25 protein-coding genes and 7 tRNA genes are annotated in these 26,275 nt (G+C 39.3%); 22 read left to right on the forward strand and 10 right to left on the reverse strand.

Annotated features, from left to right (window positions below; translation table 11 throughout):
* Positions 1–69 precede the first annotated feature (69 nt).
* Entirely contained in the window at positions 70–372 is a 303-nt protein-coding gene (locus DC53_RS19910; RefSeq protein WP_033028267.1) for an H-NS histone family protein, read from the forward strand.
* Positions 373–496: 124 nt separating this feature from the next.
* Positions 497–2,248: a DNA repair helicase RadD gene (radD, locus tag DC53_RS19905; protein ID WP_033028268.1), complete on the forward strand. Its 1,752-nt coding sequence runs from the start codon at positions 497–499 to the stop codon at positions 2,246–2,248.
* A 35-nt stretch (positions 2,249–2,283) separates the two neighbouring features.
* Here the strand turns inward: radD and DC53_RS19900 are convergent, their stop codons facing one another.
* On the reverse strand, positions 2,284–2,619 hold the full coding sequence (locus DC53_RS19900; protein ID WP_033028294.1) for a ribonuclease E inhibitor RraB: 336 nt from the start codon (positions 2,617–2,619) through the stop codon (positions 2,284–2,286).
* Between the two features lie 214 nt (positions 2,620–2,833).
* Here DC53_RS19900 and DC53_RS19895 point away from each other — a divergent pair, with 214 nt between their 5' ends.
* From DC53_RS19895 to DC53_RS19885, 3 genes are read left to right on the forward strand one after another with little or no spacing between them, the layout of a single operon-like run.
* Positions 2,834–4,561: an autotransporter assembly complex protein TamA gene (locus DC53_RS19895; RefSeq protein WP_033028269.1), complete on the forward strand. Its 1,728-nt coding sequence runs from the start codon at positions 2,834–2,836 to the stop codon at positions 4,559–4,561.
* Positions 4,561–8,250, forward strand: coding sequence for an autotransporter assembly complex protein TamB (tamB, locus tag DC53_RS19890; RefSeq protein ID WP_033028270.1), 3,690 nt, complete (start codon positions 4,561–4,563; stop codon positions 8,248–8,250). The genes DC53_RS19895 and tamB overlap by 1 nt, the downstream gene beginning before the upstream one ends.
* A 26-nt stretch (positions 8,251–8,276) precedes the next feature.
* Positions 8,277–9,182 carry a peptidylprolyl isomerase gene (locus DC53_RS19885; protein WP_033028271.1) on the forward strand — a complete coding sequence of 302 codons (906 nt, stop codon included), beginning with the start codon at positions 8,277–8,279 and terminating at the stop codon, positions 9,180–9,182.
* A gap of 204 nt (positions 9,183–9,386) precedes the next feature.
* On the opposite strand, the gene queF is transcribed toward DC53_RS19885, so the two are convergent.
* Positions 9,387–10,232 (reverse strand): NADPH-dependent 7-cyano-7-deazaguanine reductase QueF, encoded by an 846-nt coding sequence (gene queF, locus DC53_RS19880; protein ID WP_007378196.1) that lies wholly within the window; start codon positions 10,230–10,232, stop codon positions 9,387–9,389.
* A gap of 59 nt (positions 10,233–10,291) precedes the next feature.
* On the opposite strand from queF, the gene syd reads away from it, so the two are divergent.
* Entirely contained in the window at positions 10,292–10,831 is a 540-nt protein-coding gene (syd, locus tag DC53_RS19875) for a SecY-interacting protein (RefSeq protein ID WP_007378197.1), read from the forward strand.
* A 63-nt stretch (positions 10,832–10,894) separates the two neighbouring features.
* Here syd and DC53_RS19870 read toward each other — a convergent pair whose 3' ends face one another.
* From DC53_RS19870 to DC53_RS19860, 3 genes are all read right to left on the reverse strand, one after another.
* A complete protein-coding gene (locus DC53_RS19870) occupies positions 10,895–11,668 on the reverse strand; it encodes a Zn-ribbon-containing protein (RefSeq protein WP_008138509.1) in 774 nt (257 codons plus the stop codon).
* A gap of 13 nt (positions 11,669–11,681) precedes the next feature.
* Positions 11,682–11,948 carry a hypothetical protein gene (locus DC53_RS19865; protein WP_007378199.1) on the reverse strand — a complete coding sequence of 89 codons (267 nt, stop codon included), beginning with the start codon at positions 11,946–11,948 and terminating at the stop codon, positions 11,682–11,684.
* Positions 11,949–12,044: 96 nt separating this feature from the next.
* A complete protein-coding gene (locus DC53_RS19860; RefSeq protein ID WP_033028272.1) occupies positions 12,045–12,281 on the reverse strand; it encodes a DUF2789 domain-containing protein in 237 nt (78 codons plus the stop codon).
* 153 nt (positions 12,282–12,434) lie between these two features.
* Here DC53_RS19860 and DC53_RS19855 point away from each other — a divergent pair, with 153 nt between their 5' ends.
* Complete coding sequence (locus tag DC53_RS19855; RefSeq protein ID WP_033028273.1) at positions 12,435–13,088, forward strand: GNAT family N-acetyltransferase; 654 nt, start codon at positions 12,435–12,437, stop codon at positions 13,086–13,088.
* 726 nt (positions 13,089–13,814) lie between these two features.
* Here the strand turns inward: DC53_RS19855 and DC53_RS19850 are convergent.
* Together DC53_RS19850 and DC53_RS19845 are read right to left on the reverse strand one after the other, a co-directional pair.
* Positions 13,815–14,114, reverse strand: coding sequence for a DUF3301 domain-containing protein (locus DC53_RS19850; protein WP_007378202.1), 300 nt, complete (start codon positions 14,112–14,114; stop codon positions 13,815–13,817).
* Positions 14,115–15,143 carry a DUF3549 family protein gene (locus DC53_RS19845; RefSeq protein ID WP_033028274.1) on the reverse strand — a complete coding sequence of 343 codons (1,029 nt, stop codon included), beginning with the start codon at positions 15,141–15,143 and terminating at the stop codon, positions 14,115–14,117. It lies immediately after the preceding gene.
* Between the two features lie 104 nt (positions 15,144–15,247).
* On the opposite strand from DC53_RS19845, the gene DC53_RS19840 reads away from it, so the two are divergent.
* Genes DC53_RS19840 through DC53_RS19830 form a run of 3 tightly spaced genes read left to right on the forward strand, consistent with a single transcriptional unit; the run spans position 15,248 to position 16,774 of the window.
* Positions 15,248–15,568: a YqcC family protein gene (locus tag DC53_RS19840; RefSeq protein WP_007378204.1), complete on the forward strand. Its 321-nt coding sequence runs from the start codon at positions 15,248–15,250 to the stop codon at positions 15,566–15,568.
* Positions 15,561–16,325: a tRNA pseudouridine(65) synthase TruC gene (truC, locus tag DC53_RS19835; RefSeq protein WP_007378205.1), complete on the forward strand. Its 765-nt coding sequence runs from the start codon at positions 15,561–15,563 to the stop codon at positions 16,323–16,325. The genes DC53_RS19840 and truC overlap by 8 nt, the downstream gene beginning before the upstream one ends.
* Positions 16,325–16,774 (forward strand): flavodoxin, encoded by a 450-nt coding sequence (locus DC53_RS19830; RefSeq protein WP_010553680.1) that lies wholly within the window; start codon positions 16,325–16,327, stop codon positions 16,772–16,774. The genes truC and DC53_RS19830 overlap by 1 nt, the downstream gene beginning before the upstream one ends.
* Positions 16,775–16,839: 65 nt before the next feature.
* On the opposite strand, the gene DC53_RS19825 is transcribed toward DC53_RS19830, so the two are convergent.
* Both DC53_RS19825 and gloB read right to left on the reverse strand, forming a co-directional pair.
* Complete coding sequence (locus DC53_RS19825) at positions 16,840–18,420, reverse strand: LysM peptidoglycan-binding domain-containing protein (protein WP_007378207.1); 1,581 nt, start codon at positions 18,418–18,420, stop codon at positions 16,840–16,842.
* Between the two features lie 155 nt (positions 18,421–18,575).
* A complete protein-coding gene (gene gloB, locus DC53_RS19820) occupies positions 18,576–19,349 on the reverse strand; it encodes a hydroxyacylglutathione hydrolase (RefSeq protein ID WP_033028275.1) in 774 nt (257 codons plus the stop codon).
* Between the two features lie 53 nt (positions 19,350–19,402).
* Here gloB and DC53_RS19815 point away from each other — a divergent pair, with 53 nt between their 5' ends.
* Positions 19,403–20,188 (forward strand): class I SAM-dependent methyltransferase, encoded by a 786-nt coding sequence (locus DC53_RS19815; protein ID WP_008138494.1) that lies wholly within the window; start codon positions 19,403–19,405, stop codon positions 20,186–20,188.
* A 162-nt stretch (positions 20,189–20,350) separates the two neighbouring features.
* Here DC53_RS19815 and rnhA read toward each other — a convergent pair whose 3' ends face one another.
* The gene (gene rnhA, locus DC53_RS19810; RefSeq protein ID WP_007378210.1) at positions 20,351–20,815 is read right to left on the reverse strand and encodes a ribonuclease HI; all 465 of its coding nucleotides are present in this window, start codon (positions 20,813–20,815) and stop codon (positions 20,351–20,353) included.
* A 68-nt stretch (positions 20,816–20,883) separates the two neighbouring features.
* Here rnhA and dnaQ point away from each other — a divergent pair, with 68 nt between their 5' ends.
* From dnaQ to DC53_RS19755, 11 genes are all read left to right on the forward strand, one after another.
* Positions 20,884–21,597, forward strand: a complete 714-nt coding sequence (dnaQ, locus tag DC53_RS19805; RefSeq protein WP_007378211.1) for a DNA polymerase III subunit epsilon — start codon at positions 20,884–20,886, stop codon at positions 21,595–21,597.
* 9 nt (positions 21,598–21,606) lie between these two features.
* On the forward strand, positions 21,607–22,977 hold the full coding sequence (locus tag DC53_RS19800; RefSeq protein WP_007378212.1) for a TIGR03503 family protein: 1,371 nt from the start codon (positions 21,607–21,609) through the stop codon (positions 22,975–22,977).
* A gap of 97 nt (positions 22,978–23,074) precedes the next feature.
* Positions 23,075–23,151: transfer RNA gene (locus tag DC53_RS19795), tRNA-Asp, on the forward strand.
* Positions 23,152–23,177: 26 nt separating this feature from the next.
* Positions 23,178–23,254: transfer RNA gene (locus DC53_RS19790), tRNA-Asp, on the forward strand.
* Between the two features lie 41 nt (positions 23,255–23,295).
* A tRNA-Asp gene (locus DC53_RS19785) sits at positions 23,296–23,372 on the forward strand.
* Between the two features lie 31 nt (positions 23,373–23,403).
* A tRNA-Asp gene (locus DC53_RS19780) sits at positions 23,404–23,480 on the forward strand.
* A gap of 38 nt (positions 23,481–23,518) precedes the next feature.
* Positions 23,519–23,595, forward strand: a tRNA-Asp gene (locus tag DC53_RS19775).
* 37 nt (positions 23,596–23,632) lie between these two features.
* Positions 23,633–23,709 (forward strand) — tRNA-Asp (locus tag DC53_RS19770).
* Positions 23,710–23,763: 54 nt separating this feature from the next.
* A tRNA-Asp gene (locus DC53_RS19765) sits at positions 23,764–23,840 on the forward strand.
* A gap of 192 nt (positions 23,841–24,032) precedes the next feature.
* Positions 24,033–24,746 carry a response regulator transcription factor gene (locus DC53_RS19760; protein ID WP_007378009.1) on the forward strand — a complete coding sequence of 238 codons (714 nt, stop codon included), beginning with the start codon at positions 24,033–24,035 and terminating at the stop codon, positions 24,744–24,746.
* On the forward strand, positions 24,743–26,101 hold the full coding sequence (locus DC53_RS19755; RefSeq protein WP_033028276.1) for a histidine kinase sensor domain-containing protein: 1,359 nt from the start codon (positions 24,743–24,745) through the stop codon (positions 26,099–26,101). The genes DC53_RS19760 and DC53_RS19755 overlap by 4 nt, the downstream gene beginning before the upstream one ends.
* The last annotated feature ends 174 nt before the right edge of the window (positions 26,102–26,275 follow it).

The raw sequence follows: 26,275 nt of genomic DNA on the forward strand, positions 1-26,275 counted from the left end.
AAAAGAATCCGCCTATACTAAAACAGAATATTAAAGTAAATCTAACCAAATAAATTTAGCGAGATATAGATGAAAGAAGTCCGATCTTTTATTAAAACTGCATCATTAGCTGAGCTTGAGAAAGCACAGCAGTTGATTGGTGATGCAATTTCAAAATATACCCAGCAACAAAAAGCAAAACAGGAAGTTTTGGAACTTTTAAAAGAAAAAGGACTTACGCTAGAAGATTTACAAGATGGAGCATCTGACAAACGCACCAAAGTTAAGCCTAAGTACCGCATGGAACTGAATGGTGAGACTATTGAATGGACTGGCCGTGGCCGTCGTCCTAAAGCGTTTGAAGGTGTTGAGCTTGAAAAGTTTTTAGCTTAAAGCTAAATATAAGAGAAGCTTCGGCTTCTCTTTTTTGTTTACCCCTCAATAAAATATAATTAAAGTTTAAAACTCCTAGCTATTATTTGCTAAAATCTCCTCACTCAAACCTATTTGTTTTCCCATGAGCTATAAACTAAGACCTTACCAGCAAGAAGCCGTAGAACGCACCGTTTTACACTTTAGAAAGAGCAATGATCCTGCCGTTATTGTACTACCAACCGGTGCAGGTAAGAGTTTGGTTATTGCTGAACTTGCCCGTATTGCTAAGCAAAAAATATTAGTGCTTGCTCATGTAAAAGAGCTTGTAGAGCAAAATTCGCAAAAATATAAAAGTTTTGGTTTAGAGGCGAGTATATTTTCAGCGGGCTTAAAAGAAAAATCATTAAGCCATCAAGTAACCTTTGCCAGTGTGCAATCACTTTCCCGTAATTTAAATAAATTAAATGAGCATTATTCATTACTTATTATTGATGAATGCCACAGGGTAAATGGGGATAAAAAAAGCCAGTACGGAAAAGTAATAAGCAGTTTAAAAGAGTATAACCCTCAGTTAAAAGTATTGGGTTTAACAGCAACACCTTATCGGTTAGGAATGGGTTGGATATACCACCACCATTATCATGGTTTTGTTAAAGGGACTAAAGAAAGTCCGTTTAAAAGTTGTATTTTTGAATTGCCGCTCAGGTATATGATCAAACATAATTATTTAACGCCGCCAAACGAAGTTGATGCAGCAATTAGCCATTATGATTTTTCGTCCTTAGATAGCAATGCATTTGGGCAATATACGACTGATGATATGAATGCGCTTTTAAAAAACAGTGAGCGCGCAACGAAAGCTATATTACAGCAAGTAATTCAATACAGTGAAGAGCGCGAAGGTGTTATGGTTTTTGCCGCTACGGTAATGCATGCTCAGGAAATATTAAGCTACCTACCAGCTCATCAAAGTGCACTTATAACAGGTGATACGCCAAACACTGAGCGCGATAAAATCATTAAGCAATTTAAAGCTAAGCAATTAAAGTATTTAGTTAATATTTCGGTATTAACTACAGGATTTGATGCGCCACATGTCGACTTTATAGCTATTTTAAGACCTACAGAATCGGTTAGTTTATATCAACAAATTGTGGGGCGAGGTTTAAGGTTATCTGAATCGAAAACGGATTGCTTAGTAATAGATTATGCCGGCAATGGTTTTAATTTATTTCACCCTGAAGTAGGTGACAAAAAAGGCGATAGTGATAACGAGCCTGTACAAGTGCTTTGCCCAGGTTGTGGGTTTGCGAATATATTTTGGGGTAAAACAGACTCCACTGGCAAAGTAATAGAGCACTTTGGCAGGCGTTGCCAAGGCCTATTAGAAGATGATGATGGACATAAAGAGCAGTGCGATTATCGTTTTAGGTTTAAAGAGTGTGAGCAGTGCGGTGCCCAAAATGATATTGCTGCACGTAAATGCCATGATTGCGGCGCGGTAATGGCCGACCCTGATGATAAGTTACGTAATGCATTAAACTTAAAAGACGCACTTGTGCTTCGATGTAGTGGGTTATCGGTAACTCAAATTAAAGATGAGCTTATTAAAGTAACGTATTTTGATGAAGATGGTGCAAGTTGCGATGAAGTATATAATCTCGCAAATAAAGGCGGGCAATTTATATTTAATAAGCAATTTGGTCAACGTGTGGGGCTTGGGCAAACACCTATTAATTTTAAAACTGCAGAGCAAGTAGTAAACGCACAATTTGAATTAGTACCACCGGATTTTGTTATTGCACGAAAAAGCAAAAAATATGGTTGGAAAGTAGCTGATAAGCTATTTGACTATAAAGGGGGTTTTAGAAAGGCAAATCAGTTAAGCCGCTAAGCTTAACTGATAGAGTACATTGAACTAAAAGGCAATTAAGCTTCTTCACCGTCCATTAGTCCCCAGCCGTCACCGTATCCATTAAAGCTATTAGCAATGCTTTCAATGTATTGCTCTGCTTGTCCTAAAAGAGTGTGCTCTGGCACCATTTGTACTTGAGTGATTACTTCCCAAACGCCAGTGTCTTTACATTTTTCAAGTTCAGTCTTTTGAACTAATGCATCAGAGACTATTTCTTTAGCAAATTTTTCAGCATCGGCTTCTTGTTCAAATAAAATAAAAAAATCGACTTGGTGCATTTTATTTAAATCAATGCCAGCAGCGGCTATTTCGGCTAAAAGTTGGCCGTTATCATCATCAGGGAATTGCATTAAAAACTCATTTAAAATTAATTTTTTATTCGTAGGCACTATTGTAACTAAAATATTGCCTTAACGCGTACTAATTTTAATTATGCTGATATTTATTCAAAGTTAAATTTACGCGTTAGATTGTTATTAAGTTAATGTGTTGCTCATTATGGCTATGCTAACATGCGTGTAATTAGCCAGTTTTTTGTAAGATATTAAAAGTAAGGATATTTACTTGTTTATTAAGTTTTTACGTTGCATGTGTGTTGTGAGTGCTTTTATTGCGACAAATAGCTATGCGGCAGAAAAAGTCATAGAAGATTACGAAATTGAAGGGTTAAGTGGCGATTTAGAAAATAACGTAGCTCTTTACCTTAAGCAGTTAATTGGCGAGAAACCAACCCGTACACTTCGCCGTTATGCTCAAAAACAAGTACAAAATAGCATCAAAGCACTTGGCTATTATAGCCCGACCGTCGAGGTTATTTATGATAAAGACGACAGCGAACTAATTGTTAAAGTTGAACGGGGGCCTGCAACTCGCATAGAAGCAATTAATATTACGCTAAACGGTGATGGTCAAAGTGATACTCAATTACAGGCATTGATTAAAAGCAATCACTTAAAGCAAGGTGATGTTTTAAATCATGGTAAATATGACTCTGCTCATAAAAAAATAGAATCTATGCTATTGGAGCTTGGCTATTTTGATGCTAAGTGGCCAGCGCGTAAATTAGAAGTATCGCTTAAAAAAAATAGTGCTGTTATTACTTTCATAATTGATACCGGAGTTAGGTATGAGTTTGGCGATATGCAAATTGCCAGTAGTACACCCGCTGAAAAATACATACGCTCTATAGCGCCTTTCTCGCAGGGCCAACCTTATAAATCAACACATATTGCTGACTATAACTTGGATTTATCAAGTACCCCTTACTTTGCCAGTGTACGTGTTTATGCTGACATTGCAGCGCGCAAAAACAGCCAAGTACCGATTAAAGTTGAAGTATTACCCAAGCCAGCTAACAGCTATGAAATTGGCGGTGGTTTTAGTACTGACTTAGGGCCTAAGGTGCGTTTTAAATGGAGTAAACCATGGATCACAGAAGACGGCCATTACCTCGAAACTAATTTAAATGTGGCACAAAAGCAGCAAGATATTTCCATGGCTTATACAATTCCGGTTGATAATCCTAATGATGATTTATGGCGATTCTCTGTCGGTTATAAGCTAGAAGATGAGCTCACAAACGACACTTACAGTGAAATATTAACAGGGCAAGTTCAGCGCCAATGGTTGACCGAAAATAAGTGGGTGCGTACTGCATTTTTACGCCGCGACCAAGAAACCTACCGTATTGGTGATGAAGACGAAGAAAGTACCGAAATGTTAATGCCTGGCATTAGCTACGCGCGCAAAAAATCAAAAGGCGGCACGACTCCTTATTGGGGAGAGCAGTGGCTTATATCTGCTGAGTTTGGCTTAGATGATGTGCTTTCGAGTACTAATCTGATTAGGGTGCAAATGCAACATGCATGGCTACGCACTTATTTTGACCGCCACTTGGTGTTTTTAAAAGCGAATGTGGGGGCAATGCTTGTTGATGATATTAACAACGTGCCATTTTCACTTCGGTTTTACGCAGGTGGCGATCAAAGTGTTCGTGGTTTTGCGTACCAATCAATTTCGCCTGAGAACGATGACGGCGAGCTAATAGGTGGTAAGTATTTACTATCGGGCACGATGGAATATAACTACCAGTTTGCTAAAAATTGGCGAGCAGCTTTATTTGTTGATGGTGGTACTGCGACGAATGATTTTTCTGATGATTTTGAAGTAGGTGCTGGTTTTGGTTTTCGCTATTTAACACCCGTTGGCCCAGTGCGTATAGACCACGCTTGGGGATTAACAAAAGAAAGTAAAAGCACACGTTTAAGTATTACCATAGGGCCAGAAATTTAATGTCAGTATTAAAAAAGATAACAGCCGCCGTAAGTGCTATTTTTGTCACGTTAGTTGTTGCACTATTTTGTTTGTTATTTACCGCACCCGGTAATCAATTTATTGCTTATAGTGCAAACAAAGCGGTAGATGGACTACATATTGAAATTAAAGATGGTCGTTTTATTTATAATGATGCCTTTAATGTACGCTTTGCTAGCAACGGATTGGACTTTAATGCACAACAATTGAAAATTGATTTGTTTTGGTGGCAGTGCGATGGAATTTGTATAGATAACTTAAGTGCTAAATCTATAAATTTAACATTACCAAAAACTGCAGAGTCACAAGAAGAAGCCCCGACAGAGCCGCTTGAAAAAATCAGCTTACCTTTTAATATTGCTGTAAAAAACATTGCGATCAATAAATTTACTCTAGAGCATCCAAGTGCAAACGTAAGCGTTAATAATTTTAAACTCTCAGCAAAAGCAGAGGGTTCAAAGCTGACGGTTAAAAGCCTGAACATTCCCACCATACTTGTTGCCTTAAAAGAGCAAGAACAAGATGCGAAAACACAAACGGCGCAAAATACTCAAGCGCCTTTAACGCACCTACCCGCATTGCCTAATATAGAATTTACTTCGCCACTTGATTTAGTTGTTGAAGACTTTGAAATTGCTAAAATTACGATTGAGCAAAACGAAGCCCAACATGTTATTGAAAACATCTCGCTGCAATTAAGTGTGGAAGATGCGGTTATTAATTTAGAGTCATTCTCAGCAAAGTATGAACAGTGGCAGCTTAATACGCATCTTAACGCTGAGCTTGCAGGGAATTTGCCCGTGAAAGGGGATGTTGTTTTACAAAGTGATGAGCACCAAGCCAATTTACAGTTGAATGGTGACTTATCAAATCTAAACTTAAATTTAGAAACACAGGGGCAATATCCGCTTAGTTTAACGGCAACGGCAAATTTAAAGCAAAAAAACTATCCGTTTGAGTTAAATGGCAAAATTAAACAGTGGCTTATTGATGCACAAAGTAATGAGCTTAAAGTGCGAAATGTAAGCCTCAATGCACAAGGTAATGCCGACGATTACCAGCTTAGCCTGCAGGGGAATAGCCAATTAGGCGCGTACCCAGCTGTTGACTTAAATACCCAATTAAAAGGCAGTCTCAGCAAAGCAACTTTACAAGCGCTAAGCATCAAAGCAAACGAAAGCAGTGCAACTATAAAAGCCAATGTTGATTGGCAAAAAGGCATACAGGCTAACTTTAATGGAACGCTTGCTAACTTAAAAGCGCAGTACTTAACTGATGCCGCTACCAGTGATATTTCAGGACAGTTTAAAGGCTCGTTTAATGCAGCTGACGACAAGTGGCAGCTACAAATGAATAATACAAAGTTAAACGGATTACTTAACGACGTGCCACTAGAATTTGCCTCAAACTTTAAGCTCGACAACACGTTAAAAGCTAATATTGATAGTTTTTATTTAAGTAGTGGCACCAATAAATTAGCACTAAGCGGGCAAGTTGATGACACTTGGCAAGTTGATGGCAAAGTAACGCTTAAAAGTGATGAAAAAGCTAATATCCCATTTACTGCCGACGGCAACGCAAATTTAAAAGTAAGGGGGGAAAGGTTAACGCCTTCTGTTGATTTAGCACTAATACTCGATCGCTTTATTTTTGATGAAATAAACATTAATAAATTATCAGTAAAAGGACAGTTAGATACCGCAGCCGATTGGCAAACCGATGTTTCGGTAAGTGTTGGTTCGGCGCTTGTGGCCGAACAGCAAATTAATAGCGTTAAAATTGATATTAGCGGCGACAAAACAGATCATCAACTTACGGCATCTGTAGATGCCGAGCAAGGCAGTGTAGAGCTTGAAGTTAATGGCAAAATTAATAATACCACTTGGAATGGCGAGCTTAGTAATGTAATGCTAAGCGATAAAAAGCTTAGTTTTAGTAATACTAAAAACATTGCCATTATGGTTAATACGCAAAGTGGCGACTTTGATGTAAGTGCACATTGTTGGGCATCTGAGCAAAGTAAATTGTGCATAGACACCTTAGCGCAATCAAAAAACCTCGGTCAGCTAAATGCTAAACTAAGCAACTTAGCACTTGAGGAGCTTAAGCACTTTTTACCTAATAGCATTCGTACTCGCGGTAATATAGCGGGCGATGTAGCACTTAATTGGCAAAGCGGTGCGCTTAAAACATTACGCGCAAATATCGATTCTAGCGACTTAGAAGCGGTACTGACCTCGGAAGAAGATCGTTTTAAGTTACCAATCGAAACTCTAACTGTTAGTGCATTTTCGGACTCTCAAGTTGGCAAGCTTGAAGCTAATTTAGAATCAAGTGTGCTTGGTAAAATAAACACACAAATTGATATTGACGACATACAAAATACGCAAGCGCTTAACGGCACTATAAATATTGATAAAATACTCCTTTCAGACTTACAACCTTTTCTTGAAACCCTTGAGCAGTTAAAAGGTGATATTAGCGGAAAAGTCGCGTTAGCAGGTACGTTAAAAGATCCATTATTAAATGGCGAGCTTAATGTGAGCGATATTAGTTTAGAGGGCGAGCAATTACCTATAGCGCTGCAAAAATCAAATATAAACGTATTGTTTGATAAAACAACAGCCACAATAAAAGGCAACTTAAACGACAACCAGGGCGGTAAAATAAACCTAACCGGTGACGTTGATTGGCAAGGTGCGCAACCTGCTGTAAATGTGGCGGTAGTTGGCGAGCAGTTTTATGTACGTGCGCAGCAAGGGGTTACTTTTAAAGTATCACCGGATTTAAAAATAGGCTTGGCTAATAATGCACTCAAGCTAGCTGGTGAGGTAGTTGTGCCTTACGGTCGTATAATGATTGAAGAGCTTCCTGAGGGGGCGGTGCAAGTTAGCGATGATGAAATTATTGTTGATCAAAAAACCGAGGCCACAGAAACAGTTCCATTTGATTACGACATAGATTTAAAAGTGATTGTTAAAAACGATGTAAAAGTAGAATCATTTGGCTTGGAATCAAAAGTTGCGGGTGATTTAGCGATAAAAATGAGTCAAGGTGCACCAATTATAGCCACAGGTGAGCTTAACTTAATTGAAGGTACTTACTTAGCCTTTGGGCAAGATTTAATAATCAGCACAGGGCAAGTCGGTTTTAGCGGTTCAATTGAACAACCATTTTTAAATATTAAAGCAATACGTAACCCCGATACGACTGCAAATGGTGTCATTGCAGGGGTTACGCTTACGGGTAATGTTGAACAACCAACGCTTAAAATATTTTCTGAGCCTGCGATGGATCAAGCACAAGCACTCGCATATTTACTTAATGGCCAACCTTTAGGCGATGGAGAAAGTTCGTCAAGCGATGCTATGCTCACACAGTTATTACTTTCTCAAGGGGTTAGCCGCAGCGAAGGGGTTGTTTCTAAGGTAGGTGAAACCTTTGGGTTGTCAGATGTAAGTTTAAGCTCATCAGGTAGTGGTGATAGTACCAAAGTAGAAATATCAGGATACGTAGCACCCAGTTTGCAAGTTAAATATAGCGTGGGTGTATTTGATTCGCTCAGTGAAGTGGCTGTGCGTTATCAGTTACTTTCACAGCTATACATAGAAATAACGAGCGGGCTATACCAAAATGTTGATGTGCTATATAAGTTTGATTGGGAATAACCAAAACTATAATAAGGATATAAGCGATGAAAAAAATTATATTGCCGACTCTGCTTAGTGTTTTATTAAGCGGTTGTGCTCAACAACTAGGTAATGGTGTTGCTAATCAAGAGCTACCTTTATTGAGCGCGAGTGAGGTAATTGCGAGTGCAACAGATAATGACTGGCGAGTAGTGAACGCTCAAAATATTTTAAAGGTAACGCTGCCAACGGGCGATGCGTATATTGAACTTAATGAACAGCTTGCCCCAAAGCACGCTCAAAACATTAAAAAGTTAGCGCGAGAAGGGTTTTATAAAAACACCAGCGTTTATCGGTTTGTTGAGGGTTTTGTAGCGCAAGGTGGCGACAGCTCGGGTAAAAAGCTAATTAAAACGGCAGATAAAACAGTCCCTGCTGAGTTTTATTTAACAACAAACAAACCACTTTTAATTACTGAGCTAAATGGCGACGGATATGCACCAGTTACCGGCTTTTTAAACGGCTTTGCAGTAGCTCAAAACTCAGCACATACGCAAACATGGCAAGTGCATTGTAGTGGCGTGTTTGCAATGGCGCGCGACAACGATATAAATAGTGCGAGCACGGAGTTTTTTGTAACAATAGGGCAAGGCCCGCGCTACCTTGATAAAAATATTACGGTGTTTGGTCGAGTGCTAGAAGGTATAGAGCATTTTAACCGTTTAGCGCGCACACCAACTGAAGGAAAAGCATTTAACCCAATTACTAATATACAAGTCCTTGGCGATGTACAAAGTGATAAAAGTATATTTAAAGTGATGAAAACAAACTCATCAGTGTTTAAAAACTTAATCAGTGCTCGTAAAAACCGTGTTGAACCATGGTTTGTTAAAGCACACAACTACGTTGATGTGTGTGGTATGGCCATACCCACTAAGCGCGAAGTTATACCAATTCCAATAAATAGCTGATCTATTTTACTTGCTAAAACAACCCATTTTTTTGTTGTAAATTTCGCAAAGGGAACAACCATTTACATCAATTTACGCCTAGAACTGAATTATTTTTTCGGCGTAAAATTTAGATCACATACTTAATGGAATTGGTATTAATTAAAGAATGTAAAAAAGGAGCCTAGGCTCCTTTTTAATACTCATATTCCAGTTTAAAATAACCTACTGACGATTAATTTTAACTGCAAATGGCGTATCGTTATAATGCGTAGAGCGATACGGGTTTATATCAAGCCCACCGCGACGAGTGTAACGCGCGTAAACCTCTAACTCTTTAATATTAAGTTGTGTTGTTAAATCGCTATAAATACGTTCAACACACTGCTCATGAAATTCGTTATGCGTTCTGAACGAAATTAAATAACGCAGTAACGATTCGCGGCATATTTGCTCGCCTGTGTATCGTATAATTACACTTGCCCAGTCAGGCTGGGAGGTAATTAAACAGTTTGATTTAAGTAAATGGCTGTAGAGCGTTTCTGTTACTACGTTATCATTCTTTGCTTTAAGTGAATTAGCATCAATATCGTAATTATTAATCTCAATATCTAAATCATCAATACATTCACCTGGCAGCGCTGTACACGGTAAGCAATTGTAATCATCAGGATTATATAAAGTCACTTTGACAGGGCTGTTAACTGCGTTTGATAAATCATCAATTAAATGCTGTTTTACTATATCAATGCTTTCAAATCGGGTTTGGTTAAAGCTATTTAAATAAAGTTTAAACGACTTTGACTCAATAATATGGCTGCTTTGGCATTCAAAGGTAAATAAGGCCACGGCAACTTGCGGTTTACCTTTATTGTTTAGCCATGAAAGCTCGTAACCTGTCCAAATGTCTTGGCCTTTAAATGGAAGCTCTGCTTCGTCAATATTTAAAGCATCACGATTTAGTTTGCGCGCAATAGGGAAAAGCAAGCTTGGCGTGTACACATCTACATACTCAGTAGATTGGCCTAATACGCTACCTTTAAGGTCTGGAGAATTGCTGTAATCTGTCATGTTTGCTCTTAAATAGTTACAATAGGGACATTATATCTAATTTAAATGAGTTTCACAGTATGTCTGTTGCATTGCTTATAGAACAACTTCATCAAACATTTAGCGAAAATACCCTTAAAAACACTACAAAGTACCCACTTATTGCGCACGACGAGCAATGGCCAAGCCCATGTGAAGTTGGTGAGGTTGACGAGCAAGGAAACATTCAATGGCAGGGCGCGCGTCAGCAACCTGCAGGTTCGCTTAATGATTTAGCCAGTGCACTAGAACTTGAGTTTCCAAAAGCGCTTAGCGAGCTATACGGGCATATGTACGGTGGAAGTATTTTAGCAAGTATTGATGGGCATCAGGTTGAATTACTACAAGCATGGAACGAAGAAGACTTTCATTTGCTACAGCAAAATATAACGGGCCATGTTTTAATGAAACGCAAGCTCAAGCAACCAGAAACAGTATTTATTGGTTTAACTGATCAAGATGATTTACTAGTAAGTGTATTGGTGCACACTGGTGAAGTATGTTTAGAGCACGTAGGCAAAAAAACACACCATGTACTTGCACCTAACATTAATGCTTTTTTAAAGGCATTAGAGGTTTAAAACGTGTTTAATAAATCAGCTTAGCGTCATCACTAAGCTGATTTTAAGCACTCATTAAAGTGGTTACTGAAAATCCCACGATATATTAGACACTAAGCCACATGGCTCACACCTAAAGTCGAATAACCCAAACCACGATTCAGGTAATTTCCAGTCGCCATGACAACTAGGGCATTTTCGTTCAAGTTCAGACGCTTTATCTACGCCGCCTACACGGTATAAATAATAATAGGTTGGCTTTTTAGTTAAAAAACTAATTCGCTTTGTTATGTCTTTTCCACGTCTATATAGGTCGCTTTGGACACTCGATATTTCTTCAAGTGCCGGAAACTCACAACGGGTTGCGCCATTAATTTGAATTTGATCGCAGGCTTGCCAATCTTCTTGCCATTTTATAAGCGTTTTATAGTCACCATTAGCAATTGCCGGAATACGAAATAGCGGCACAGGCAAAAAGTCATCACCACAATAAAGCGGGCTGCACGTATGCACATAGGTTGTATATAAAATATAACTTGATGGTTCTTTGCAGCAATCAGCGCCGTTGGAGTGAATATCTTGTCCAATTACTTTTACTTTTGGCGCAAGTAGCCCAGCACTATGTAACTTTTCGATACTGTGCTTAACAAACGGGCTGTTATTTAGCGGGTGCATTGCATCTTCAGTAGGGCACATTACGCGGGTAATAAAAAATCCATCTTTTAAAACGGTTGGAAATTCTTCCCCCATTATTTGACCATTAAAACGCAGTGCATTTACTAAGCGATTTATTGCTTGTTCGGCTTGTTCTAGGGTGGTGTCTTGGTAGCAATCAAAAGTTAAATCAACAACGAACATTTATAGTCTCAAATTATTTTTGTTCTAGCAGCGCAAGAAGTTTATCGAGTTTTTGCTCAATTCTATCTAATTGACTTGTTTTAAGCTCAGTATTATCTGACTGCTGTGGGTTTCTCATGAAGTTATTAATTGAATCAGGATTGTTTTTATATTGGCTTACTGCTGCAATAATCATCGGCATTGGAACCGGTTGCGCCAAACGGCTTTTAGTTAGTGCTACAGTAGGGGTTTTGCCTTCATCGAGAAGGGCTTTGATTGCATCAAATACAACTGAATTCATTAGATATATAACTCTTTAATAAAATAAATACGCAGCATATAAATGCTGCGCAAATGCTATGTTAGCAATAAATAAGGGAGGGTACATTAAATAAAATTACTTACTTTGACGAATGCGTACATCTAACTCGTCAATTACTTCACTCCAATCTCCATCTTCTGCAAGGGATTCAGCTAAAAAGTGCTGTTGTGCTTCATCCCAAAAAGAAGCTTCTTGGAGTCGTGTTGTGTCTTCTAATTCATGTGAGGCAATAAACGCATCTATTTGCTCATTACTATTTGGTAATCCAAGCTGTGCAAAAAGTGTGTTAATGTCGTGTTTTGTCGTATCCATGATATTGCTCCTTTAAATGAATGAAAACTCATACTAGTGCCTAACTGTACCTCTTGCTAGTTAAACTCTCGCTGAATTTACGGTTAATAATTTTAGGTATATAGTTAGGTTTAAAGTTAAACAGCCTATAGCTAAAATAATAAAGGAAATACAATGAGTGTAACCACACCAGCTGATACGTTCAGCGTACAGTATTTAGCTGCAGAAGATATTAGTACTGCAGCGAGCCTAATTTATCAGGCTTATCATGACGATCCTGTATTACTAAACATGCTTAGCTACAGTGATGAAAATAAATCAGTTTACGAAAAAAAACTACGATCATTAATTCGCGAAGAACTCAGTAGTTTTTGGCAAGAAAAACAGCCACTAATTGGCCTATACCGCAACGATAAATTAAAAGCAGTAGCGTGTGTATTTGAATCTAATAGCCAATTACAAGCGCAGCGTTATTGGCACTGGCGTTTAAAATTAATGCTGAGTGCGGGCTACTTGCAAACAAATCAATTAATAGATAAAGAACAAACAATTAGAGACGCCCTTAAACAGAAAGGTAATTACTATTTTTTAGCTTTTATTGCCGTAGATCCGCATTTTCATGGGCAAGGATTTGGCCGTTACTTACTACGTGGGCTGGATGACTTAGTTAAATGTAACGCTGAGTCAACAGGGATGGCTGTATTTGTAACACGTAAGGAGCACATTGAATTTTTTAAAACTGAAAAGTTTGAAGCATTTAAACACCTTACTTTTAACCAAGTAGAGGGCGAATTACTGTTTAAATCAATAATTGAGCCAGCTATTTAAAATTATAATGTAAGCCAATGCGCCCAAACGGACATAAGGCCGTGAGACATCTCTTACATTGTTGTGAGCATAATCAGTTTAAGGCTACTATTAAGTGGATTTTTTAAATTTAAGTTGCTGTTATTAAATGTTTATTTTGTTTTTTCATTTTTGTGACGCTTATTTATTTAATGTTAAGTCCTATTACTCACACTCGTTTGCTTTAAACTTTACTTTGTCAAGAAGACATAGCTCAATGATTGAGTTACTGCCAAGGATATGGAATAGGCAACGTAGCGGACGCTAGCAGGAAGCAAAAAGGACAAGTTAACAAGGAAAGCAAGGACGAATAGGAAGTGCAAGGTGCGCTAAAGTAGCAGGAGCTACTTAAAGGATTACCACGGATGATGCTAAAGGATATAGCCAAGCGTTAGATTACGCATAGGCCAAGGTGGCGAGAGGACATGGCAGGATGCAAAAGTGGCAGGAGCTACTTCAAAGGATTACCAGGGATGATGCTACAGGATGTAGCTAAGCGTTAGTTTGCGTGGATTTGCCAAGATGGTTATGGATATTGCAGGATGCAATGTGAGGGTAAATAAGGCTGTTTACTCGTTCAGGGGATGATAATACGGATTAATAGATAACGGATATCTAGCAGGATGCAGTCCAATTGGGGCGTAACTTTAGTTACGCCTTAGTTTTTTGTGTTTGAGTAAATTTAATTTAGCCCTAAATTTAATCCATTTATATTTTATGTGGTGGAACAACCACACTTTTCAAAAACTCATTTTCCATAATTAACACACCTTGATAAGCATTTTCACCATCGCTTGAAAATTCAAATATAAATTCACTTTTGATGCCAGGCTTGCCGCTCTTTAAAAAACCAAAGCGGCGTTTTGTGCAAGCAACACTCATCAACTGCACCTGCAGTTGCTCACTTTGGCGTTTAGCATGAACGTTCGCAGCTTCTGCCACCTTTCGGTTAAGCCAAAATAAGTAAATTACACTACCAATAAGTATGAACGTCCATAAACTTGCCATTTAAGAGAATAACCTTCCAATTGCACGCGCGAGGGTTTCGCTGCGATTTTCTTTACGTAATAAGCCTAATAAATGCGGGCGAATAGTCGGTATTGCAACTAAATCAGCAAAAATACTTGGAAACAATTCTTCAATTTTTTGATGATGCGCGCAATTATCCATAAATACATGCAAGCGTTCAGGGTTTTCTAATTGCTTAAAACAACGCCCAGCTACCGTTAATAACACATCTGAATCTTGCCCTGCAGGTGAGCTTAGTACAGTATCAACTAATTGAGCGCATAACCCTTGAGCTTGACCTTTTGAAACTGATCTGAGTGCTGCGGTTATAGCCACTGTATCGTTGTTGCTAATTGCACCCTGCGTGTAATCAACAAGTAACTCACTCATTGATGTTGGTATTTCAACGTGTTCAAGCATGGCACTGAGTGGTTGCAGTACTTCAATAGGTATATGCGCCCATGCTTTTTGCAGATTACATAAGTTTGTATCGCTGCCCAAGCGTAGTGCAAAATCGGCAATACCCTGCAGTGCAACACTTTGCCAATTATCAAAACCAATTTTACCGCTAAAGTACAGCTGTGCATGCTCGTAATACTGTGACGCAGGCTGTTTTAATAGTACTTTTACTTGGGCGTTAAATGCCGCTAATTTATTTGCGTTTGGCGTAAAAACATAAGGATTATTATCAAGTTTTCCATCGGCTTGTTCGCCTGTAATTTCAGTGCCTAGCGCTTGAATAACCATATCAGCAAAGTGATCGCGACTAGCACTTACCAGCATACTTTGCTCATCAAGTGGAAACTTTAAAAACCATACATAAGGTTCTTTACTGGCTTTAGTATCCCAAAATTGAATAGCGAGCCATGCATGACCAGCAAGTGGGTAAGGGTAAGGCACTTGAGCTTGTTCAATAGCTAAAAATTGTTTTTTATCAAGCTTAGTAATGTGCCTGCCAATATCAAAAGCACGCCACTGAGTACCCGCACCATCTAAAAGCTGACCTAATGTAGCTATTTGATCACTCATTGTTTTCTCAACTGTTTTTACTGCAAAATTACATTAATTATACGTCATAGCCGCCTATGAGGGAACAGGGTATAATTGCATTACATATATAAAAGAGGGTGGTTATGTACCAGCAAACCCAAACTTATTTAGTGCAGCTAACGGCACTTTTACAAAAACACGCGCTTTGGCAAAGTGGGCCAATAGACGCTGAGGCACTGCTTTCAAAGACTCCTTTTTGTCACGATACAATGGCATTTGAGCAGTGGTTACAGTTTGTATTTATTGAAAAAATACAGCAATTAATAACACATAGGCAACCACTGCCGCGTAACTTTGCTATTGCCCCTATGGCGCAAATGACACTTGTGAATAAAGCCGGAAGCGATGAAATAATTGAATTACTAACAGCCCTTGATACCTTTTTAGGAGAACCAAATGAGTGAGCGTCCAGCGCCTATTGAATATGGCGAGCTGACTATTTTGTATCAAGATGAAAACTATGTGGCTATAAATAAGCCTTCAGGTTTATTAGTGCATCGCTCGTTTTTAGATAAACACGAAACCCAGTTTGCTATGCAAATGTTGCGCGACCAGCTAGGGCAACATGTATTTCCAGTACATAGGCTCGATAGACCTACGTCGGGCGTATTACTGTTTGCATTGAGCTCGGAAGCAGCTCGCGATATGAACCAGCTATTTATTGAAGGTACTATTGCTAAGCGCTATTTAGCCTTAGTGCGCGGTTTTGCGCCAGAGTCAGTATTTTTAGATAAACCGCTTAAAGAAGAACTTGATAAAATAGCCGATAAGTTTGCAGATCAAGATAAAGCACCGCAAGAAGCGCAAACCCAGTTTAATTGCTTGCACCAAGCTGCATTGCCTATTCCTATAGGTAAGTATCCAACAGTGCGTTACTCGTTAGTTGAGTGTTTTCCAAAAACCGGGCGCAAGCATCAAATTCGCAGACACTTAAAGCACTTATCACTGCCTATTATTGGTGATGTAAATCACGGTGATAATCAGCATAATCAATTTTTTAGAGAGCATTTTGAACTAAGACGCTTAATGTTATTTGCAACAGAGCTTAGTTTTGTGCACCCTTATAGTAATGAATCAATAAAAATTAAAGCGCCACTAGGTGAAGACATGCTTGAAATATGTAAGCAGCTAGGTTGGCCAGAGCAAGAAAAGGATTATTAATGGCACATATTAGTATTTTTGTAGGCAGCGTTAATGGCGGTGCTGAGCGTTTAAGCGATGAAGTTGCAGCCACAATTGAGCAAGCGGGTCATACTGCTACAGTAATTACTGAAGCATCACTTGATGATATAAAAAATGCATCGCATATTTTAATTGTCACCTCCACAACAGGGCAAGGTGATGTACCGAGTAATTTGGCAGGATTGTACTTTGCAATGAATAGCACTTTCCCAATGCTTACCGATAAACCGTTTGGTGTAATTGCAATGGGTGACAGATGCTACGGCGATACATTTTGTGGCGCAGGGCGAAGCTTTGACGAGCTACTACGCGATTTACAAGCAAAGCCTGTGGGCAACCGCCTAGAAATAGATGCATGTGAAGATTTTGAACCATGGCCAGTAACTGAGCCTTGGTTAAAAGTATGGCTAGAAAAACTACCTGCTTAATCCTTAACTTTAAGGTATTAAAAAAGGAGCGCATGCGCTCCTTTTTGCTTTTATAGCTTTATAAATTAACTACTTCTAACATCTACTTTAAGTTTTAGCTTTTGGCCAGGTTGTAAGTATTTTTGACCGGCTAAATTATTCCACTTAATAATTTCGTTAACGCTTAGATTAAACTTAGACGCAATACGTGCAAGTGAATCACCTCGGCGTACTTTGTATGTAATAGTACGGTTGGTGCTTGCCGTTGCTTGTGGTTTATTAGCTGACTTATAAACAGTTAGTTTTTGATTTAGGCGCAATACAGAGTTTTTCTTTAGTTTATTCCATTTAGCCAACTCATCCATAGTTACGTCATATTCGCGGCTAATGTCCCATAACGTGTCGCCACTTTTAACTGTGTGCGAAAGCTTTGTGCGAGTTGCTTTATTAGCAGCTAAACGCATCTGCTTTGGTAAATGCTCACTATTTATAGCGCCATCAGTAAGCGGGACTAATAATTCTTGGCCTACTTTAATCGTATTTGATTTGAGTTTATTAAGCGATCGGATTGCGCTTGAGCTTGTTGTAAACTTTTTGGCAATTACCGATAAGCTGTCGCCTCGAGCCACAATATAACGCTGCCAGCGTAATCTGTTTTTAACATCAGTGTTTGCTAGTTTTTGGCTAAATTCCTCTGCTTTATCAACAGGCAATAATAAAGAATGTGGGCCATTGGGATCAGTTGCCCAGCGATTAAAACCGGGGTTTAATCTGTATAGCTCAGTAAGCGTCATATCAGCCATATCAGCAGCAAGTGCTAAATCTATTTGCGAGCCAACATCAACCACTTCAACCACTTGTGCATTAATTACTGGTTGCCATGTAACGTTAAAATCATCTGAGCGTTTTAATAAATCGGCAAGTGCTAATAACTTTGGTACGTAGGCTGTTGTTTCGCTTGGTAAATCAAGAGACCAAAAATCGGTAGGTAAATGCTTTTTACGATTCTTTTTAATCGCGCGCATTAAACGCCCTTCACCTGAATTATAAGCAGCAATCGCATTTAGCCAATCGCCTTCAAGTGTTTTATGTAAATACGATAAGTAATCAAGTGCTGCGCGAGTCGACTGCACTATGTCGCGACGACCGTCGTACCACCAGTTTTGTTTTAAATCGAATCGCTCACCGGTTGCAGGCATAAACTGCCAAATGCCCGATGCGCTGCGATTAGAATAACCAAACGGGTCAAATGCACTTTCTACAATAGGCAGTAGTGCAATTTCGATTGGCATTTCGCGCTTTTCTACTTCTTCAACAATAAAGTGTAAGTAAGGCTCTGCACGTTTAGAAATACGATCTAAATAGGCTTGGTGGCGAGCATAATAATTACGTTCAGTAACAACAGGGCGGTTTTGCGGTATTTCGATAGAAAGTTGGTAGCGAATTCGCTCCCACACATCATCAAACACGGGAGCTTCTTGCTCATCAGGGTCGACTTGCTGATATTGTGCGTTTACCATCAATGCATTGTTAATGTCGTTAGGACTTGCGCCTTCGAGTTGTTGGTTTGTTTGCGTGGCGACTTGAGAGTCTGAGTCTAAAGTTGTCACAGTTTGACAACCACTTAGCGCTAACGCCAAGGCTATTAATAGGGGAGATTTATTCATAAATACCAATACATCGGGTAAAAAACTCGGCGAATACTACCTGTTATGAGTTAACATTGCCACTGAATGACTTTTTAAAACGCAGAAATAGAATCATCACTATATCTTAAGTTAATGATTCTAATAAAATAAATGTTAAAGTATTAGTTTGTGCATTAAAAATTGTCTTTGAACTGCCTCAGACTAGCAAAGTTCCCCCAAGGTTCATTGTTTTTTGTAACCGAGGTAAACTCTTCTGGCACTAACTCTGTAATGGTTGGCAAATCGCTACGCATAAATGGATTTATTTTTAGCTCCTGTCCAATAGAAGTGGGTAGGGAGATTTGGTTATTACTGCGTAATTCATCTACTTTTTTACTGTACGCAAGGAGTTCTGGGTTACGTGGTTCAACGGCTTTGGCAAAGGCAAGGTTAGCTTGCGTGTATTCGTGCGTGCAATACACACTGCAGCTTGCAGGCAGCTCTCTTAGTTTATTAAAAGACTCCCACATTTGCTCTGGCGTGCCTTCAAATAAGCGCCCACATCCACCGCTAAACAATGTATCGCCGGTAAAAGCAAGTTCATCATTTGTGTAACAAATATGATCAAGCGTGTGCCCGGGAGTTGCTAAAATAGTAAAGTTAATATTAAGCACACTGATGCTTTGTCCATCAGTGAGTGCGTGAGTGACGCCTTTAAATGGACTATTTGCAGGGCCATAAACCGATATATCTGGATAGGCGTCAACTAACTCAGTTACGCCATCGGTGTGGTCGTAGTGATGATGCGTAATTAAAATGCCACCAAGCGTTAGTTTATGCTCAGCTAAGTACGTTAATACGGGATGTGCTTGGCCTGGATCGACTACCCATGCTTGGTTACTGTTATCGGTAGTTAAACACCAAATGTAATTATCAGAAAAGGCTTTAATTGCTTTGACTTGCACCATGGTAAATTGCTCTATAAAGTGACACTTATCGCATAGTATAACGAGCTCAAAAAATGAAACCAGCCCTTAGTTTTCAAGAAGGACCCAAACCACTGTCGTGGCAGCAGTTTCCTCATGGGGATTATTTGCGTGCAGATATTGAACGCAAAATGGAGCAATGGCTGCCGCGTATGTTTGGCTATCATATGCTTAAGTTGGGTAATTTAAGTGGCGAATTAAACACAAGTATAAGTACGATTAAACATCAAGTGTGTGTTGCAGAGCCAGGACCTTACACCGGGGTAGTTGCTGACATAGATGAACTGCCATTTTACGAGCACAGTATTGATGCTTGCATACTAAGCCATTGCTTAGAGTATCATTCAGACCCGCATCATATTTTACGAGAAGCACATCGCACGCTTATTCCAGGCGGTTATATACTCGTGACTGGTTTTAATCCGTTTAGTTTGTGCGGGCTTGCACAAATGCTGCCTTTTAGTGGTCAGAAATTACCATGGACAGGGCGCTTTTTTACCCCTGCGAGGGTTAAAGATTGGCTAAATTTATTGGGTTTTGAAATTGTAAGTGACGAACGTTTTATTTATTCATCACTGGCAAGAGGTAACAGGTTATCAAGATTTGAGTTTTGGCGGACTTTTGCAAAACAGTATTTAAAACCAATGGGCAGTGTTTATATGCTGGTGGCACGAAAAAGAGTTGCGCCACTTACGCCGATAAAACCTAAGTGGCATGCAAGGCCGCAGTTTGCACCCGTAAAAGGGGCAGGGCTTAGGCAAACCTCTAAGCAGCATTACAAAACGTGTGACCAAAAAAATAATACCAATTGCATTAAATAAGTGATCTATTATAGCGCTAAGAAAATAGCACATTAACAAGGCGAAAATTGTGACATATAGTTGTTCTATATGAATAATTTTTAACGCAGTTAGTGAGTTATTTAATGCGATAGAATGAACATGTTTTTAATAAATTGGTATAACAACTAGCTTAGAATAAATTTAAGGCTGGTAGCCTACATCTTCTAGTAAATCTTTACTGCCTGCGGCATCGCGCGCTAAATCGTCAACTATTTCGTTGTACTTATGGCCGCTATGCCCTTTAACCCATTTCCAGGTTACATTGTGCTCGCTACAGGCTTTATCTAGGCGTTTCCATAAATCGACGTTTTTAACCGGCTTTTTAGCTGATGTTAACCAGCCACGTTTTTTCCAGTTAGTGATCCACGATTCAATACCTTGCTTAACATATTGGCTATCGGTTGTTAGATTTACTTCGCATTCTCGAGTGAGTGATTCTAGGGCTACAATAGCCGCGAGCATTTCCATTCGGTTATTCGTTGTGAGTTTATAACCTTGGCTCATTTCTTTTTCGTGACCGTTATAAATCATAAAAATACCATAACCGCCGGGGCCTGGATTACCTAAACATGAGCCATCGGTGTAAATCTCTACGGTTTTTTGCACTGTTTTACCTTGATCTTATGTACAATAAAGTGATTATAGAAAGATACCAGAATCAGGCTAAATTCGATATGGCACGTAGACAAATAGTTTTAGATACAGAAACCACCGGCATCGACCCTAAACAAGGGCACCGTATTATAGAAATTGGGTGTGTAGAGTTAGTAAATCGCCGTTTAACAGGCAATAACTTTCACGTTTATATAAACCCACAACGCCCAAGCGAAGAAGAAGCAATCGACGTTCACGGTATCACTAACGAATTTTTACGTGATAAACCACTGTTTCATCAAATCGCGCAAGAGTTTTTCGACTATATTGAAGGGGCTGAACTAGTTATTCATAATGCGCCGTTCGATGTTGGTCATATGGATAACGAATTTGCGTTGCTTAATCAGGGTTATCCTAAAACGAGTACGTTTTGTGAAGTTCTTGACACGCTTAAAATGGCGCGTGACTTGCATCCAGGTCAAAAGAACAATCTTGATGCTTTATGTCGTCGTTACGATGTAGATAACGCCAAGCGAACGCTTCACGGTGCGTTACTGGATTCTGAGATTTTAGCTGATGTTTACCTTGCCATGACGGGCGGTCAAACAAAACTAAATTTGAATCAAAACAAAGATGACGGCAGCGAGCAGCGAAAGGGGGGTATAAAGCGTTTAAATAGTGACAGAGCCCCACTAGTTGTATTGCGAGCAAGCGATGCTGAGCAAAGCGCACACGAAGCCCGATTAGATCTTGTAAATAAAGAAGGCGGCCAATGTTTATGGCGCGCTGAATAAGGCCATAATATGAAAACGATGTGTTTTGTAACTGTGCTAATAGCGGTTAGCTGTTTTACAAATAATGCTTATAGCGCTAAGCAAGTGGAAGTACTTAAACGCGATGGCCAACAAAATGAAATACCTTTATTAGAAAATCGTTTTCGTATAGATAGTCAAATTGATGAAATAACGTTACTTTTTTTTAGAAAGGCAGGTACACCTGCTGTTATTTTAGTAAGGCCAGATGGCAGTAAATACTTTGCTCCCGACTCAGTTAAAGATCCTAACATTGAATGGTTTGATGAACTTAACTACGATCTCGTTACAATTAAAAAGCCAACGCCTGGGCCTTGGCAAGTTATAGGCAGCATATTACCAGATAGTCGAATCGTGGTATTAGGTGAGGTGTCGTTGCAGGCAGAGTCGTTACCATCGGTGTTATTTAGAGGCGAATCTGTAAAGGTTACGGGTAGAGTATTAAATGATGGCGAACCAATTAATGCTAACTTATTTAAAGATGTGGTTAGTTTACATGTCGATTTTGTCAGTACTAACAACGAGAGTTTTGCGAATTTCGGTGCTGGTATACAAGAAGTTGCTGAGTTTAAAGATGATGGTCGTGGGTTTGATGAACGACCAAAAGATGGTGTATTTACCGGTGAATTTAAATTAGATTTCCCTGCAGGAGAGTGGACACCAGAACTTTACATTGCGACTCCTTTGCTACAAAGGCGTATAACCCAAAAAGCACTTATTATTCATGAGCCGCCTTTTGAGTTTGATATAGCTTTAGCTAAAGAGGATTTTGATGATCATATTTTAGCTATAACTATTGATGCAAACATTGTTAAACCTGAAACCGTGATAATTCAGGGCAAAATATATTATCCCAATAATGAAGAACAAATGTTTACGATTGATGCAATGGCAAATGTATCACGCCAGCTTACGATAAAAAATTATGACTGGGGTCGGTATAGTGTTGAACTGTCTGTTTTTGGCACTAATATAAATGATCGTGAATTTATGGCAACGCTACCCACATATAAATTTGAGATAGAACGACCCATAGAAGCGGTGCCCGAAATTGACCCTGCAACGATTATTACGCCTGATGAAATGATTAAAAGCGATCCTGATGAAGGAAAAATGACCACATCAACAATAATTAGTTTGATTGTCGGCTGTAATATATTCATATTATTGGTTGGTTGGCTGTTAATTCGTATATTTGTTCAGAAAAAGTCGATTAAATTTAACGTCAGGCTGCCTTTTTTAAAGAAAAAGAAAGCAAGTGAAGATGACGTTACTGACTCAGAAAAAAATCAAGTCGGTAAAAATGGCTCAAAAAGTGACAAATCAGGTGAAATTTTAAACCTTTCGATGACAGATGACTAAAAAACCTATAAAAAAACAAAAAAGCCCTTGACGAAATAGGGGTTGGTTCGTATTATTCACGCCGCTGTCAGGGAGACCTAAACAGCAACGAAAATATGGAGTGGTAGTTCAGTTGGTTAGAATACCGGCCTGTCACGCCGGGGGTCGCGGGTTCGAGTCCCGTCCACTCCGCCATTTTCGAAAAATTGTAAGTAAAAGCTGGAGTGGTAGTTCAGTTGGTTAGAATACCGGCCTGTCACGCCGGGGGTCGCGGGTTCGAGTCCCGTCCACTCCGCCAACACTTACACAACGTATGGTTGTAAAACATATTCTTATTATGGAGTGGTAGTTCAGTTGGTTAGAATACCGGCCTGTCACGCCGGGGGTCGCGGGTTCGAGTCCCGTCCACTCCGCCAATAAGAAAAAATAACAGTTTAAATATGCGCTGGAGTGGTAGTTCAGTTGGTTAGAATACCGGCCTGTCACGCCGGGGGTCGCGGGTTCGAGTCCCGTCCACTCCGCCAACTATTTAAACAATGTTATATTACAAAATTTGTATGCTGGAGTGGTAGTTCAGTTGGTTAGAATACCGGCCTGTCACGCCGGGGGTCGCGGGTTCGAGTCCCGTCCACTCCGCCAACAAATTAAGTAATAACAAGTATAATGATATCTCTGCGGAGTGGTAGTTCAGTTGGTTAGAATACCGGCCTGTCACGCCGGGGGTCGCGGGTTCGAGTCCCGTCCACTCCGCCATTTGATATCATGATTAAAATTAGTAAGTGCATTACCCCATGCACATACCACTGCGGAGTGGTAGTTCAGTTGGTTAGAATACCGGCCTGTCACGCCGGGGGTCGCGGGTTCGAGTCCCGTCCACTCCGCCACTTGTTATTTCCTCAATAACAAGTTTATGATTTCAAACACTCAACACACTCAACACACTCAACACACTCAACACACTCAACACACTCAAAACACTCAAATAGTTAACTTTTTTCCTGCGCACCATTTTTGATATTGATTTGTATTACCATTTGCTTTAATTTGTTTTAATACTATAAAAATTATGGCTTTCTATGTCTGCACCACAGGCCTATCAACGCAACAAATTTGATTTTGATATTTTAGTTGTTGAAGACGATACATTACTTAATGATCAAATTACTGAATTACTAGCTAACCAAGGGTACTCTGTTACACAGTGTTTTGATGGTAATCATGCACTTGATTTAGCAGTTGCTCAGCGCTTTAGCCTTATTTTATTAGATGTTATGTTGCCGGGAAAAGACGGCTTGGCAGTGCTCAATATTTTACGTAGTTGTAATAGCACCCCTGTCATAATTGTATCGGCAAAACATGCTGAAGAAGAGCGCATTCTAGGTCTATCAGCCGGTGCGGATGATTATTTAGCGAAACCCTTTAATAGCCAAGAATTATTATTACGCGTAGATTCAGTACTAAGACGTGTTTTTAAACAAGACACTAATACTCCTTATATTGCTAATATTGATGGACTTGAGATAGATAGCTTACATCAACAGGTTTTTCTACATTGTGAGCTATTAACTTTTACGCCTATTGAGTTTGGCTTACTGCAAATTTTAATGAAAAACCAAGCACAAATACTGTTAAAACCTTTCTTATATCAAGTGGTGCTAAACAAACGTTTTAGCCAGTACGATCGTAGTTTAGATATGCATATGAGTCGTATTCGAAAAAAGTTAAATAATGCTGGCTGGGATGGCAGTCGTTTACACACAGTGCATGGCCAAGGATACTGTATTAAATGACACGACGTCTATTTTGGAAGCTGTGCTTAATTATTGGTACCGGTGTTGTTGCGATGTTCTATTTAATTAATGTCGCGGTTAATCACTTTGAAAATGATATGAGTATGTTAAGTGATTCAAGCCGAACAGAATTAACTGATTGGCAAACAAAGGCTGAGATTATATTTGATCAAGGCGATATGAGCGAGCTTGAGCGTTGGGTCGATAACTTGCAGCAACAAGAAAATATTTGGGCTGTAATTGCCAAAGCGAATGTGGTTGAGTTAGCTGGTAATCGCTCTCATCGTTATGAGTATACCGGGTATAATTTAGGGCGTAGCATTGATTGGAAAATCCATCTGTACTTCGACCGTGCACCGGCTATGCAGTTACCTTTTAAAGATGGTACAACTAGCCTTGTTGTGCAGTTGCCGCAAAGAATGCGTCCGGGGTCGCTTTGGAATTTAACACGCTTGTCGTTACAAGTTTTATTACCAATGTCTATATTGGTATGTTTATCTATTGTGTTATATCGTCATATCATGCATCCAATTAAAGAACTCGACTTAGCAAGTAGGGCATTTAGTAAAGGAGACTTTAGCGTCAGGGTTCGGGAGCAGTTGGGCTCACGTAACGACGAACTGTCTCAATTAGCTGAAACATTTGATTTAATGGCTGAGCGGATCAGTGAGCAAATTATGCACCAACGTGTATTATTAACGGATCTCTCCCACGAGTTGAGAACACCTTTAACACGCTTAGATATCGCAACGGATAACTTACTCTCTCACAGGGAGGAGGGCGTAGAGGACACACAAATTAAATTAGAACGTATTCATAAAGAGTCACAGCACATTCGTAAGTTAGTGGATGACACGCTAACTTTGTCTTGGTTAGATAATGAATCACCTCAGTTACGTATTGAATCTTTGGACTTAGTCGATTTACTCGAAATCCTCATTGAAGATGGACGTTTTGAGTACCCAGATAAACTGATTTCTGCTGACTTACCTAATCAAGCTCATATTGAAAACAGTAATCATAGGGCATTAGGTCAAGCACTTGAGAATATACTTAGAAATGCACTACGTTACACACCTATTAATAAACAAGTGCGCGTTAGTCTCATTGATCATGATCATGAATATCAAATTATTATTTCAGATCAAGGCCCTGGAGTGCCTAAAGAGCATTTAAATACTATTTTTAGGCCTTTCTTTCGGATTGATTCAGCCCGTTCGTGCAACAGTGATAGTTTTGGTTTAGGGCTTGCTTTAGCACAGCGACAATTAAACGCGATCGCAGCAACAGTATTTGCTACAAATAGCATTGCCGGTGGCTTAATCATGACGGTAACAGTACCTAAAGGTGTATAAAATTATATTTATTATTGTTAATACATCCAATTAATGAATAATTAAATCAGCATCTTAATTAATCCTATAGCTTAAGTAGGTTTCATTTCTGTGTTTTATTCACGCTAAATGTAACAAATGTAAAGTTGCTATGCTTTTCCTTAAAAGAAAATGATAATCCTTCTTATTTACCAT

Origin of the sequence: Pseudoalteromonas fuliginea (genome assembly GCF_000690055.1) — a bacterium.
GTDB classification, from domain to species: domain Bacteria; phylum Pseudomonadota; class Gammaproteobacteria; order Enterobacterales; family Alteromonadaceae; genus Pseudoalteromonas; species Pseudoalteromonas fuliginea.